This window comes from Demequina iriomotensis (assembly GCF_000971395.1).
Classification (GTDB): Bacteria; Actinomycetota; Actinomycetes; order Actinomycetales; family Demequinaceae; genus Demequina; species Demequina iriomotensis.
Window position 1 is genome coordinate 59,531 of sequence record NZ_BBME01000011.1, and the last position, 12,564, is coordinate 72,094.

Sequence of the window (12,564 nt, forward strand, 5' to 3'; positions counted from 1 at the left end):
TTCAACCCGCCCGCGCGCGGGTCCGCCACGCGAACGTGTCACGGACCCGCGCAGAGGCGGGAGCGGGGCTCAGGCGCCGAAGACCAGCGCGACGTTGTGGCCGCCGAAGCCGAACGAGTTGTTGATCGCCGCGATCTGCCCCTCGGGCAGCGCGCGCGGGGTGTCGCGGACCAGGTCGACCTGGAGCTCGGGGTCGGGCTCGGTGACGTTGATGGTCGGGGGAGCGGTGCGGGTCTCGAGCGCCTTGATGGTGAAGACGGACTCGAGCGCGCCGGCGCCGCCCAGCAGGTGGCCGGTCATCGACTTGGTCGCGGACAGCAGCACCTGGTCGGCGTGCGAGCCGAGCAGGCCGCGGATGCCGCGCGCCTCGATCATGTCGCCCACGGGGGTGGACGTGGCGTGCGCGTTGACGTGCGCGACGTCGGCGGCGGTGAGGCCCGCGCGCTCGAGCGCGAGTTCCATGGCCCGGGTCTGACCCGCGCCGTTGGGCTCGGGCGCCGCGATGTGGTGCGCATCGGCCGTCATGCCGAGGCCCAGGACGCTCGCGTAGACGCGCGCGCCGCGCGCCTTGGCGTGCTCCTCGGACTCGAGGATGACCACGCCCGCGCCCTCGCCGAGCACGAAGCCGTCGCGGCTGACGTCGTAGGGGCGGCTCGCGCCCTGCGGGTCGTCGTTGCGCTTGGACAGCGCCTGCATCGACGCGAAGGCGGAGATGGGCAGCGGGTGGATCGCCGCCTCGGTGCCGCCGCAGATGACCACGTCGGCCCGGCCGGACTGGATCATCTCGAAGCCCATGCCGATCGCCTCGGCGCCGGAGGCGCACGCGGAGACGGGGGCGTGGGCGCCCGCACGCGCCTTGAACTCGAGCGAGACGTACGCGGTGGGGGAGTTGGGCATCAGCATGGGCACGGTGAGGGGCAGGACGCGCGAGGCGCCCCGCTCCTTCACCGTGTCCCATGCCGTCAGCAGGGTCCACACGCCGCCGATGCCGGAGGAGACGATGCTGCCCAGGCGCTCGGGGTCCACCGCGTCCTCGCTGAGACCCGCATCGGCCCATGCCTCGCGCGCGGCCACGATGGCCATCTGCGCGGACGGGTCCATGCGCTTGGTCTCAGGACGCGAGAGCACCTCCTCGGGTCGCACGACGAGCTGACCGGCGAAGGTCACGGGCACGCCGTACTTCTCGGCCCAGTCGTTCTCCAGGGTGCGCACGCCGGAGCGGCCCGCGAGGGCGCCCTCCCACGTGCTGGCGACGTCCCCGCCGAGCGGCGAGGTGGTGCCGAGTCCGGTGACCACGACGTTCATGGGCTGTTCTCCCGAGGTGAGATGGAATGTGGACGAATGCGAGGAGGAGTTACGCGTTCGCGATGAAGTCGACGGCGTCGCCGACGGTGACGAGGTCCTTGACCTTCTCGTCGGGGATGCGGACGTCGAACTTCTCCTCCGCGAGGGTGACGATGGTCATCATCGACAGCGAGTCGATGTCGAGGTCGTCGGTGAACGACTTCTCGACGGTCACCTCGGCGACGTCGATGTCGGTCTCCTCGTTGACGATCTCGGCCAGACCGGCGAGGACCTCATCCTTGGACAGTGCCATTGCTGCTCCTTCGTTGGGGATGTGAGGCGCGTGGCGCGCCGTGTTCGTGGTGAACGCTTGTGAACTCTACGCGGGGCCCTTCCCTACGGGAGGACCACCACCTGGGCGGCGTAGACCAGGCCCGCGCCGAAGCCGATCTGCAGGGCGAGGTCGCCGCTCTTGGCGACGCCGTCGCGCAGCACGCGCTCGGTGGCGAGCGGGATCGACGCCGCCGACGTGTTGCCGGAGTCGACGATGTCCTTCGCGACCACCACGTGCTCCGGGAGGCCGATCTGCTTGGTCATCTGGTCGATGATGCGCAGGTTGGCCTGGTGCGGGATGAAGACGTCGATGTCGTCGGGCGTGACGCCCGCGGCCTCGATGGCCTGGAGGGCGACGGGCGCCATCTTGAACGACGCCCACTTGAAGACGCTCGGGCCCTCCTGGCGCAGGGTCGGGAACGGCAGGTCGCGGTCCTCGCGGATCTCGAGCCACGTGTGGTCCTGCTTGATGAGTTCGGAGGCGGAGCCGTCGGAACCCCACACGGTCGGCCCGATGCCGGGGGTGTCGGACCCGCCGATCACGACCGCGCCGGCCGCGTCGCCGAGCAGGTAGGAGATGGAGCGGTCGGCGGGGTCGACGAAGTCGCTGAGCTTCTCCGCCCCCACCACGAGGACGTGGCGGGCCGCGCCCGAGCGCACCAGCGCATCGGCCTGGCCGATGCCGTAGCAGTAGCCCGCGCACGCGGCCGAGATGTCGAACGCCGCCGCGGGCGTGGCGCCGATGCGGTCCGCCAGCACGGGCGCGCCGCCCGGGGTGATGCGGGGGTAGGAGATGGTGGAGAGGATCACCGCGTCGATCTCGGACGCCTCGATGCCCGCCTGCGCGATCGCGTCGCGCGCGGCGCGCTCCGAGAGGTCGATGACCGAGGTCTCCTCGTTCGCGCGGACGCGCGTGACGATGCCCGTCATCTTGCGGATCCACTCGTCGGAGGAGTTGATCGGCTCGATCAGCGCATCGTTCGGGACCGCGTTCTCGCCGCGGGCGACGCCCAGGCCGAGGATGCGCGTGAACTCGGGGCCACGGCGGACGTTGAGGGTGGTCATGCGGCGTTCTCCAGAAGCTCGCGGGCGGCGGACAGGTCGTCGGGGGTCTTGAGGGCGACGGCGGGGATCCCCTTCATCGCGCGCTTGGCGAGGCCCGTGAGGACGCCGCCGGGGGCGACCTCGATGAGGCCCGTGACGCCCAGCTGCAGCATGGCCTCCATGCACAGGTCCCAGCGCACGGGGTTGGCGACCTGACGGACGATGCGCGCGAGGGCGTCGGCGCCGTCGGCGACCGGCGCGCCGTCGGCGTTCGACAGAAGGACGCCGCGCGGGTTCGCGGGGGCGACCTCGCCTGCGGCGGCGTGGAGCTCCGCGACCGCGGGGACCATATACGTCGTGTGGAACGCGCCGGCGACCTGGAGCTCGATGACGCGGGCGCGCGCGGGCGGCGCCGCGACGAGCGCGTCGATCGCAGCCTTCGCGCCCGCGGCGACCACCTGGCCGCCGCCGTTGACGTTCGCGGGGGTGAGGCCGTGCAGCTCGAGGGCCGCGGCGACCTCCGCGGCGTCGCCGCCGAGGACCGCCGCCATCGAGGTGGGCTCGGACGCGGCGGCCGCGGCGGCCATGGCGGCACCGCGGACAGCGACCAGGCGCATCGCGTCGGCGTCGGTGAGGACGCCCGCGAGGGCGGCGGCGCCGAGCTCGCCCACGGAGTGGCCGGCGGCGATCGCCGGGGTGGTGCCTCCCAGGAGCGCGCGACCGGTGGCGATCGCGGTCGCCACCAGGAGCGGCTGCGCGACCGCGGTGTCGCGGATGGTGTCCGCGTCGGACTCGGTGCCGTGGCGGACCACGTCGACGCCGGAGGCGTCCGCGAGGGCCGCGAGGGACGCGGCGACCTCGGGGAGCTCGAGCCACGGGGTGAGCATCCCGGGGGTCTGCGCGCCTTGGCCGGGACAGAGAATGGCAATCACGGGTTATAGCCTGCCTCACATCGGAGGGCCCTCAGCGGCATCGAGGTACCGATTCGGGCCCAGGTTATTGTGGGAAACCTACAAAGGTGCGACGGACGCGTCGCGGAGCCGGCCGAGCGCGAAGGCCATCTGCAGCACGTGCGCGTCGCGGGTGGACAGCACGTCCCAGCCTGTGAGCTCGGCCACCTTGCGCAGGCGGTACCGGACGGTGTTGGCGTGCACGAACATCGTCCTGCTCGCGAGCTCGAGCGAGCGGCCGCAGTCGAGGAACGTCGCCACGGTCTCCTTGAGCGAGCCGCCGGCCGCCGCGATCGGGTCGTACGCCACCGCGATGAGGCGGTCGCTCGCCGCGGTGTCGCCCACGAGCACCCGCTCGGGCAGGAGGTCGTCGGCGTTGACGGGCCGGGGTGCGAGCGCCCATGCGGGCGCGGCCGTGGCGCCGTGCATCGAGGCGCGGGTGCCACGAGCCACCTCGACGAGCGTGATGGCGGGAGGCCCGACCACCACCGGCCCGGGCCCGAAGGTCGGCAGCAGGGTGTCCGCGAGCTCATCGAGGCCGCCGTCGGCGCGCGCGATGATCACCAGGTCCTCCCCGTGGATCCCCACGAGCGCGCCGTGCGCGGCGCGTCGGATGGTGCGACGCAGCTCCGCGGACTGCACCTCGCCGAGCGGGCCGTCGGTGCGCCCGACCATGACGAGCGTCGGGCCCGGCTTCCAGCCCAGCGCGGCGGCGCGCGAGGGGAGGTCGTCATCCACCTCGCCGCGCACCAGGGCGTCGACCACGAGCGCTTCGAGGCGGGCGTCCCAGGCGCCGCGCGACTCCGCGGCGCGCGCGTAGACCTCGGCCGCGGAGAACGCGATCTCGCGTGAGTAGCGCAGGATCGACTCGCGCAGCACGGCCTCGGAGCCGGGGGCCGCGAACTCATCGGAGTGGTGCTCGACGATCGCGACGAACGTCCGCACGATCGTGAGCGTGTGCTGGAGCGAGATCGACCGCGTGAGCTCGGGCGGCGCCGAGGCGAACATCTCGACGGTGCCGCGGTGGCCGGCCTGCGGATCCGCGAAGTAGGCGACGAACGACGCGATGCCGGCCTGCGCCACCGAGCCCACCCACGAGCGCTCCTGCGCCGGGAGCTCGCGGAACCAGGCGTAGTCGGCATCGAGCGTCTTGAGCGCGATCGTCGCGAGCCTGCCGGTGCCGCCGCGGAGGCGGCGCAGCGTCTCGGCACGCATGTCGGGGCTGGCCATGGAGGTCAGCGTAGTGCGCGCTTGTCGCATCCGGACAATCCGATTGTGGACTCCGCACAACCCGCCCTCCTGACAGCAGCAACGGAGTTCGCCGCGACACGCCGGCGTGGGCGGTGCCGGCGGCGCGACGCGCCGGCGAACCGGGACCGACTCCGTTGGCAGTGTCGGAATTGGGCGGGTTCCGAGAGTCGTCGCGCTTGTCCCAGATGTGCCCGGTAGCGTCGGCACCAGGTGAACCGTCAGGAGGAGACATGGCACCGCGCCCTCGACCGCTGCTGGGGATGACGCTTGGGTTGCTGCTCGGGCTGGTCGTGGTGGGGCTGCTGTGGCAGCTCGCGATCATCGATCCGGGGCGCACGGTCCTGTTCGGGACGGTCGCGATCGTCACGATGCTCGTGGCATGGCTGCTCACGCGCGACGCCGCAGCGGCGCGCGGGCGCTTCACCGCGGTCGCGGTGGTCGCCGGGATGCTCGGCGGCGTCGCGCTCACCGGGATCCCCGAGCTGGTGAGCCCGGGATCGATCTCCGACGGCTGCACGCTCGAGGCCACGGTGGACGGCACCACGTACACGCCGGCGTCGACAGCGGCGCTCACCCCGCTCGACGTCCCGCCGGACTCCGTGGTCGAGTGGTCCGCGACGTCGGAAACCCCGGTCTCCATCGACGAGCGCGTCGCCGGGGTGATGATCGGCGGCTTCGCGATCCCCGTGCGCACCGTCACCAGCCAGGGCGCGCCGGAGGCCCAGGACGTCTCGGGTGAGGTCGACGTCGCGGCCGGCGTGAGCTGGATCGCCGACCGCACCTGGCTCGAGCCGAGCGGCGTCTATCACGCCTACGGCACCATGTCCGGCGGCTCGGTGACATGCATGGTCGAGGGGTACATCGCCGTCGCACCGGCGAGCGCGTTCGCGACGAACACCCTGGTGATCCTGTGGGTGTCGCTCGCGATCCTGCTGCTCCTGGTGCTGTGGGCCGCGATCGCGGTGGGACGCTCGTTCGCGACGGCGCGCCGCGCGCGCGACGACGAGGCCCGCGCGGCCGAGGTGGGCACGGGCACGGCGCTCAGCGCGTCCGAGCTCGCCGCCCTCGAGACGCCCGAGCGCGGCCCGGTCGAGCACGTCGCGCCGGCCCCGGCATGGACGCCGAGCGAGGGCCAGCCCGTGGTCCCCGCCGAGGAGATCGCCGCGCCCCCCGCGGGCCGTGCCCGCGCGAAGGACCCGGGCGGGGACGATGCGGCGCCCGCCGGCTCGGACGACACGGTGCGGGGCGCGCGCGCCGGGGGAGCGGCCCCCGCCGCGATGGCCGCCTCCGGCGGGGACGATGCGGCGGATGGCCCGGCGGAGGAGGCGGCGCCTGAGACGGCGGGCGAGGCCGAGCCCGAGGCGGAGCCGCTGCTCGACGAGGACCTCGCGGGCGACGAGGAGGCCGGGATGGGCGAGCAGGAGCTCGATGCCGAACCGGAGGACGATGCGGACGCCGCGCAGGAGGACGAGTCGGAGCAGGAGCCCGCCGAGGAGGCTGACGAGCCGCTCGACGAGCCGGCCGACGCGGAAGGCGAGGTGGACGACGACGGCGAGGGCCGCATCGTCCCCGAGGACGCGGAGGCGGTCGAGGACCGTGCTGGCGACGACGAGGCCGGAGACGACGAGGCCGGAGACGACGAAGGGCCGGAGCCCGCGTCCGAGGACGAGGGCTCCGGCCCGAAGCCGGTGAGCTCGGTCTAGCCTTCGCCGCCACCGCCGCCCGACGTACCCTTGCGGGGGTCGAGCAGCTCGTAGCGCTGGATGGCCTGCGCGTAGGTGCCGGCCGGCACGTCGCCGCGCTTCTCGAGCATCTGCAGCACGCGCACCGCGGTGGAGGCGCCGTCGATGTTGAAGAAGCGGCGCGCGGCGGCGCGCGTGTCGGAGAAGCCGAAGCCGTCCGCACCGAGCGTCGCGTACTCGCCCGGGACCCATGCGCGGATCTGGTCGGGGATGAGGTGGTCGTAGTCCGAGGTCGCGACGAACGGACCCGCGGCGCCCTGGAGCTTCTGCGTCACGTACGGCACGCGGACGCCCTGCTCGGGGTGCAGGAACTCCTGGCGCTCGGCCTCGAGGGCGTCGCGGCGGAGCTCGTTCCACGAGGTGACGGACCACACCGCGGCGCGCACGCCGTAGTCGCGCAGCAGCATCTCCTGCGCCTCGAACGCCCACGGCACGCCCACGCCGGAGGCGAGGATCTGCGCCTCCGGGCCGTGGCCCTCGGGCGCGGCCGACACACGGTGGATGCCCTTGAGGATGCCCTCGACGTCCACGTCCTCCGGCTCGGCCGGCTGGACGATCGGCTCGTTGTAGACCGTGAGGTAGTACATGACGTCGCGGTCGCGGCCGGCCTCCGGGCCGTACCAGCGCTCGATGGCGTCCTTGACGATGTGGCGGATCTCGTAGCCGTACGCCGGGTCGTACTGGACGATCGCGGTGTTGGTGGCCGCGAGGATCGGGGAGTGGCCGTCGCCGTGCTGGAGGCCCTCGCCCGCGAGCGTGGTGCGGCCCGCCGTGGCGCCGACGATGAAGCCGCGCGTGAGCTGGTCGCCCGCCGCCCAGAACTGGTCGCCCGTGCGCTGGAATCCGAACATCGAGTAGAAGATGTAGAACGGGATCAGCGGCTCGCCATGCGTCGCGTACGACGTGCCCACGGCCTGGAACGCGGCGGCGGAGCCGGCCTCGTTGATGCCCGTGTGCATGATCTGGCCGGACTCGGACTCCTTGTAGGAGAGCATGAGCTCGCGGTCGACCGGCAGGTAGTTCTGCCCGGCGGTGTTGAAGATCTTCGCCGAGGGGAAGATCGAGTCGAGGCCGAAGGTGCGGGCCTCGTCGGGGATGATCGGGACCAGGCGGTGGCCGAACTCCTTGTCGCGCACCAGGTCCTTGAACAGGCGCACGAGCGCCATGGTCGTGGCGACCTCCTGCTTGCCGGAGCCCTTGGCGAGCAGGTCGTAGGCCTTGGGGTCCGGGAGCGCGATGTCCTTGCGGTCGCCGCGGCGCTCAGGCACGAACCCGCCGAGCTCCTGGCGACGCGACAGCATGTACCGGATCGCCGGGTCGTCGAAACCGGGGTGGTAGTACGGCGGGTGGTACGGGTCGGCCTCGAGCTGCTCGTCCGTGAACGGGATGTCGAAGGTGTCGCGCAGGACCTTGAGGTCCGCGGCCGCGAGCTTCTTCATCTGGTGCGTCGAGTTGCGCGCCGCGAAGTTCGAGCCCAGGCCGTAGCCCTTGATGGTCTTCGCGAGGATGACCGTGGGCTTGCCGTTCTTCTCGGTGGTCGCCTTGGCGTAGGCCGCGTAGAGCTTGCGGTAGTCGTGACCGCCGCGCTTGAGCGCCCAGATCTCGTCGTCCGTCATGTCCTTGACGAGCTCCTTGGCGCGCGGGTCGCCGCCGAAGAACTGGTCGCGGATGAACGCGCCGGACTCGGCGCGGAATGTCTGGAAGTCGCCGTCCGGGACGGTGTTCATGAGGTTGACGAGCGCGCCGTCCTCATCCCGCTCGAGCAGCGGGTCCCAGTTGCGGCCCCACACGACCTTGATGACGTTCCAGCCCGCACCGCGGAAGAACGCCTCGAGCTCCTGGATGATCTTGCCGTTGCCGCGCACCGGGCCGTCGAGGCGCTGCAGGTTGCAGTTGACCACGAAGGTGAGGTTGTCGAGGTTCTGGTTGGCCGCGAGCTGCAGCATGCCGCGGCTCTCCGGCTCGTCCATCTCGCCGTCGCCCAGGAACGCCCACACGTGCTGCTGCGAGGTGTCCTTCATCCCGCGCAGGTGCAGGTAGCGGTTGGTCCATGCCTGGTAGATGGCCGATGCGGGACCGAGTCCCATCGAGACGGTCGGGAACTCCCAGACGTCCTCCATGAGGCGCGGGTGCGGGTACGAGGACAGGCCGCGGCCCTCGCCGGACTTCTCCTGACGGAAGGAGTCGAGGTCCTCCTCGCCGAAGCGGCCCTCGACGAAGCCGCGCGCGTAGACGCCGGGCGCCGCGTGGCCCTGGAAGTAGACCTGGTCGCCGCCGCCGGCGTGGTCCTTGCCTCGGAAGAAGTGGTTGAGGCCCACCTCGTACAGGGTCGCCACGGAGGCGTAGGACGAGATGTGGCCGCCGATGCCCTTGCCGCCCGCCTGCGCGCGGGTCACCATGACCGCCGCGTTCCAGCGGATCCAGCCGCGGTAGCGACGCTCGAGCTCCTCGTCGCCGGGGAACTCGGGCTCGTCGTCCGCGTGGATGGTGTTGACGTACGGCGTGTTGAGGCTGAGCGGGACGCTCAGCTGCTTCTTGGCCGCGTGCTCGACCAGCTGGTCGACGATGTACTCGGCGCGGCTCTCGCCGCCGTCCTGGATCAGGCCGTCCAGGGACTCGAGCCACTCCTGGGTCTCGCCCGGGTCCTTGTCAACCTCGCCGTGATGTGCCACAGGTGACCTTCCTGTCGGGCGCGCGGTGGCGCGCCGAATGGATGGAGCTCGCGACACGCGTGTACGCAGTCGCGCCCCACATTGATACCACCCACCAGGTTACTGTCACGCGGAACGTGCTGCGCACGGCGTGCGCCCGTTCCGCTGGCGGGGCAGCGGCGCGGACGATTGCACCCCGGCGCGCGGTGCCTCTACTGTGGACGCCAGGCGTGCGCTCCAGCGTACGAGAATCCGACGAAGGGGGTCCCGCCACCGTGGCGACACAGGAGGATGCGAAGGCGGTCGACGCCGTCGTCGCGCGGCTCGCGCTCAAGGCCGGCCAGATCATCCAGGAATACGGCTACGACGACGACACGGATGCGGACTTCCGCGACGCGGTCGAGGCGGCGACAGGCGAGGACCTGGTCGACGAGGACTACGGGGACGTCACCGACGGCGTCGTCGTGTGGTTCCGCGACGGGGACGACGACCTGGCCGATCTGCTCATGGATGCCCAGACCCTGCTCGACGACGGTGCGGCGGTGTGCCTGTGCACGCCCAAGTCGGGGCAGTCGGGACACGTCCAGCCGCGCGAGGTGCAGGAGGCGGCCTCGGTCGCGGGCCTGCACGCGACGTCGACGTTCGTGATCGGCACCCGATGGACCGCGACCTACCTGGTGGAGAAGGGCCGCTCCAAGTGAGCCATCCCCTCGTGGGCCAGCCGGCCCCCGACTTCCGCATGACCGACACGCACGGTCGCGTCGTGTCCTCCGAGGATCTCGCCGGCACCGCGTACCTGCTCGTGTTCGTGCCCTTCGCGTTCTCGGACACGTGCACCAACGAGCTCATCGACCTGCGCGCGGCGGACGATCTTCTCGCGCGCGACGGGCTGCGCGTGATCGTGGTGAGCTGCGACTCGATCTACACGCTCAAGGCATGGGCGGACACGCATTCGTACAAGGCGGACCTGCTGTCCGACTTCTGGCCGCATGGCGAGGTGTCGCGGCAGTACGGCGTGTTCAACCCGCACAAGGGGCTCGCCGGGCGCGGCTCGTTCCTCGTGGACGCCGCGGGCGTGGTGCGCTGGGCGATCGTCAACCCCGAGGGGGAGGCGCGCGACGTCGCGGAGTACCGCGGCGCGATCGAGGACCTGCTCGGCTGATCCGCCGCCGCAGAATCGCTTCTATCCATCGCGTATAGGCGGGAGTGCGGGAGCCCTCCGCTCCTCGACTCCACCAAAACACTTATATCAACGGCGTATAAGTGTTAGCGTGGAGCGCATGGACACCGTTGCGGCCGTCATCGTCGACATCGTGCGCTCGCGCGAGCTCGCCGACCGCGCCGCGGGCCAGGCCGCCGTGCTCGAGGCGTTCGCCGTCGCCGAGCGCGGGCTGACCCCTGTCCGACCGCTGGGCGCGACCGTGGGCGACGAGTTCCAGGGCGTCTACGCGCGGCTGGCCGACGCGGTGCGGGTCACCACCCTCGCGGCGCTCACGCTCCCGGAGGGGGTCGAGGTCCGCGCGGGCATCGGCCTGGGCGAGGTGGTCGAGGTCGAGGGGGACATCTCCGACGGCAGCGCGTGGTGGCGCGCGCGCGACGCGATCGACGAGGCGCATCGGCGCGAGGATGCCGGTCAGACGGCGGTGCGCGCGTGGTGTGTCGGAGGCCTGGGGGACGATGCGGGCATGACGTCCTCCGTCCTGCTGCTTCGCGACCATGTCCTCGGCCGCATGAAGGCGCGCGAGCGCCGCATCGCCGCCGGCGTCATCCGCGGCGACCGGCAGTCCGACATCGCCGCGCGCGAGTCGATCAGCCAGGCCGCGGTGTCGCAGGCCGCGCACCGATCCGGAGCGGTGGCCCTGCGCGAGGCTCTCGTGACGCTCGACGGGGTCGCCCGATGACCGCGGCGGTCCTGGTCGCGATGGTCGCGGGCGCCGAGGCGCTGCGCTGGTGGCTGCGAGGACGGACGCTCGTCGCGGCGACCGGTGCGTGGCTGCTCATGGCGCTCGTCGCCGCGGGCGTGTCCGGCGACGTGGGGGCATGGGGAGCGGTCGCGCTCGGCGCGGGCTCGGCGGGGTGGCTGGTGCTGCGCTGGCGTGCGGGCGCGGACATCGCGATGGGCGCCCTGGTGATCGTGGCCGGGCTGCTCCTGCTCGCCGACGGCGGACCGGATCGCTCCGCCGCGATCATCGCGGGGCTCGGGATCGCGGTGCTGCTGTCGCGCACCGCGAACGAGGTGTGCCGCGCCGTGCTCGACCGCGCCCGATCTCTGCCGGAGGACGATGCGCCCGCACCCGAGCAGGCGCCCTCGGCCTCGCACCTGCGCGGCGGGCGCATCATCGGCCCGCTCGAGCGGTGGCTCATCGTCGCGTTGGCCCTCGTGGGCGCCGAAGGGGTCGTGGTCGGGCTCATGGCCGCCAAGGGCATCGGCCGCTTCCCGGAGATCTCCGGGGACCGTGGGCGGGGTTCCGCCGCGGAGGAGTTCCTGGTGGGATCGCTCGTGAGCTGGGCCCTCGCCGGCGCGGGGGCGCTCATGCTCGCCGTGCTGCGCTGACGGGGACGCGACGGCGCCGCCTGGACCGGACCGCCGCATCGTCCTGTCACAATGGTCCGCGGGCCCTTAGCTCAGTTGGTTAGAGCACTGCGTTTACACCGCAGGTGTCGTCGGTTCGAGTCCGGCAGGGCCCACCATCGATCCGCCGTGGACGCGTCCGCAGGCCGTCGCTACAGTGAGGTCACCGGCCCGCTGGTGGCCGCGTTCGCGTCGGCGGATCTGCGGGGGGAGCAGGGGCGATGATCGGACGGATGGGACGCTTGGGACCGCTCGTCGTGGCGGCCGCGCTGGGCGCCGGTGGCCTCGCGGGGTGCTCGGGCGACGCGCATGCGGGCGAGGACGTGTTCGACGTCACGGACGCCTCGTCGACGATCGTCGCCACGGACGACGGCACGGCACTGCGCCTCGCCGCCACGGTGGTCAACACCTCGGACGAGGTGCTCGACGGCGTCCAGGTGACGGTGGTCCTCGACGAGGCGACGATGCCGTACCTCGTCACGGGCGCCGTGGCGGTCCCGCTCGCGGCCGTCGACGGCATCTACCCGCAGAGCTCGGCGCGCGCGGACGTGCCGCCGGACGGCGCGCTGGGGATCGACTTCGAGGACACGCGGCACCTCGACCCGTCGGCGGCGGGGCTCTCCGACGTGCTCGAGCTGGCGGCTCAGGTCACGCTCGAGATCTCGTGGGACGGCGGCGAGCAGCAGCTGGCCTACGGCGCCACGGTCGAGGACCCCGACGGGCTGCTCGGCCGCTAG

The 12,564-nt window shown here is 72.3% G+C and carries 12 protein-coding genes and 1 tRNA gene; 7 read left to right on the forward strand and 6 right to left on the reverse strand.

The features are described 5' to 3' along the window. Positions 1–69: 69 nt before the first annotated feature. The 5 genes from fabF to AOM09_RS05510 form a co-directional block, all read right to left on the reverse strand. Positions 70–1,305, reverse strand: coding sequence for a beta-ketoacyl-ACP synthase II (gene fabF, locus AOM09_RS05490; protein WP_062385422.1), 1,236 nt, complete (start codon positions 1,303–1,305; stop codon positions 70–72). 49 nt (positions 1,306–1,354) lie between these two features. Next, complete coding sequence (locus tag AOM09_RS05495) at positions 1,355–1,597, reverse strand: acyl carrier protein (RefSeq protein ID WP_062385424.1); 243 nt, start codon at positions 1,595–1,597, stop codon at positions 1,355–1,357. 83 nt (positions 1,598–1,680) lie between these two features. Then, positions 1,681–2,682 (reverse strand): beta-ketoacyl-ACP synthase III, encoded by a 1,002-nt coding sequence (locus AOM09_RS05500; protein ID WP_062385426.1) that lies wholly within the window; start codon positions 2,680–2,682, stop codon positions 1,681–1,683. Beyond that, complete coding sequence (locus tag AOM09_RS05505) at positions 2,679–3,593, reverse strand: ACP S-malonyltransferase (RefSeq protein ID WP_062385428.1); 915 nt, start codon at positions 3,591–3,593, stop codon at positions 2,679–2,681. Before AOM09_RS05505 ends, AOM09_RS05500 begins: the two co-directional genes overlap by 4 nt. Positions 3,594–3,671: 78 nt before the next feature. After that, positions 3,672–4,841, reverse strand: a complete 1,170-nt coding sequence (locus tag AOM09_RS05510; RefSeq protein ID WP_082098878.1) for a PucR family transcriptional regulator — start codon at positions 4,839–4,841, stop codon at positions 3,672–3,674. 251 nt (positions 4,842–5,092) lie between these two features. Between AOM09_RS05510 and AOM09_RS05515 the strand changes: the two genes are divergently transcribed. Further along, entirely contained in the window at positions 5,093–6,565 is a 1,473-nt protein-coding gene (locus AOM09_RS05515) for a hypothetical protein (RefSeq protein ID WP_156162253.1), read from the forward strand. Here AOM09_RS05515 and aceE read toward each other — a convergent pair. Continuing rightward, entirely contained in the window at positions 6,562–9,276 is a 2,715-nt protein-coding gene (gene aceE, locus AOM09_RS05520) for a pyruvate dehydrogenase (acetyl-transferring), homodimeric type (RefSeq protein WP_062385435.1), read from the reverse strand. The two genes, AOM09_RS05515 and aceE, sit on opposite strands and share 4 nt — an antisense overlap. Positions 9,277–9,530: 254 nt before the next feature. On the opposite strand from aceE, the gene AOM09_RS05525 reads away from it, so the two are divergent. The 6 genes from AOM09_RS05525 to AOM09_RS05550 all read left to right on the forward strand — a co-directional run bounded on the left by AOM09_RS05525 (position 9,531) and on the right by AOM09_RS05550 (position 12,564). Further along, entirely contained in the window at positions 9,531–9,956 is a 426-nt protein-coding gene (locus AOM09_RS05525) for a DUF3052 family protein (protein WP_062385438.1), read from the forward strand. Continuing rightward, a complete protein-coding gene (locus AOM09_RS05530) occupies positions 9,953–10,417 on the forward strand; it encodes a redoxin domain-containing protein (protein ID WP_228375069.1) in 465 nt (154 codons plus the stop codon). The genes AOM09_RS05525 and AOM09_RS05530 overlap by 4 nt, the downstream gene beginning before the upstream one ends. A 118-nt stretch (positions 10,418–10,535) precedes the next feature. After that, positions 10,536–11,156 carry a SatD family protein gene (locus AOM09_RS05535; protein WP_062385443.1) on the forward strand — a complete coding sequence of 207 codons (621 nt, stop codon included), beginning with the start codon at positions 10,536–10,538 and terminating at the stop codon, positions 11,154–11,156. Then, the gene (locus AOM09_RS05540; protein WP_062385445.1) at positions 11,153–11,809 is read left to right on the forward strand and encodes a hypothetical protein; all 657 of its coding nucleotides are present in this window, start codon (positions 11,153–11,155) and stop codon (positions 11,807–11,809) included. Before AOM09_RS05535 ends, AOM09_RS05540 begins: the two co-directional genes overlap by 4 nt. Positions 11,810–11,869: 60 nt before the next feature. Continuing rightward, positions 11,870–11,946 (forward strand) — tRNA-Val (locus tag AOM09_RS05545). Between the two features lie 114 nt (positions 11,947–12,060). Then, positions 12,061–12,564 (forward strand): hypothetical protein, encoded by a 504-nt coding sequence (locus tag AOM09_RS05550; protein WP_156162254.1) that lies wholly within the window; start codon positions 12,061–12,063, stop codon positions 12,562–12,564.

Excerpts from the sequence above, each read along its gene's own strand:
- AOM09_RS05495 (WP_062385424.1), bottom strand. The coding sequence starts at position 1,597 with ATGGCACTGTCCAAGGATGAGGTCCTCGCCGGTCTGGCCGAGATCGTC.
- fabF (WP_062385422.1), bottom strand. The coding sequence starts at position 1,305 with ATGAACGTCGTGGTCACCGGACTCGGCACCACCTCGCCGCTCGGCGGG.
- AOM09_RS05515 (WP_156162253.1), top strand. The coding sequence starts at position 5,093 with ATGGCACCGCGCCCTCGACCGCTGCTGGGGATGACGCTTGGGTTGCTG.
- AOM09_RS05510 (WP_082098878.1), bottom strand. The coding sequence starts at position 4,841 with ATGGCCAGCCCCGACATGCGTGCCGAGACGCTGCGCCGCCTCCGCGGC.
- AOM09_RS05535 (WP_062385443.1), top strand. The coding sequence starts at position 10,536 with ATGGACACCGTTGCGGCCGTCATCGTCGACATCGTGCGCTCGCGCGAG.
- AOM09_RS05500 (WP_062385426.1), bottom strand. The coding sequence starts at position 2,682 with ATGACCACCCTCAACGTCCGCCGTGGCCCCGAGTTCACGCGCATCCTC.
- AOM09_RS05550 (WP_156162254.1), top strand. The coding sequence starts at position 12,061 with ATGGGACGCTTGGGACCGCTCGTCGTGGCGGCCGCGCTGGGCGCCGGT.
- AOM09_RS05540 (WP_062385445.1), top strand. The coding sequence starts at position 11,153 with ATGACCGCGGCGGTCCTGGTCGCGATGGTCGCGGGCGCCGAGGCGCTG.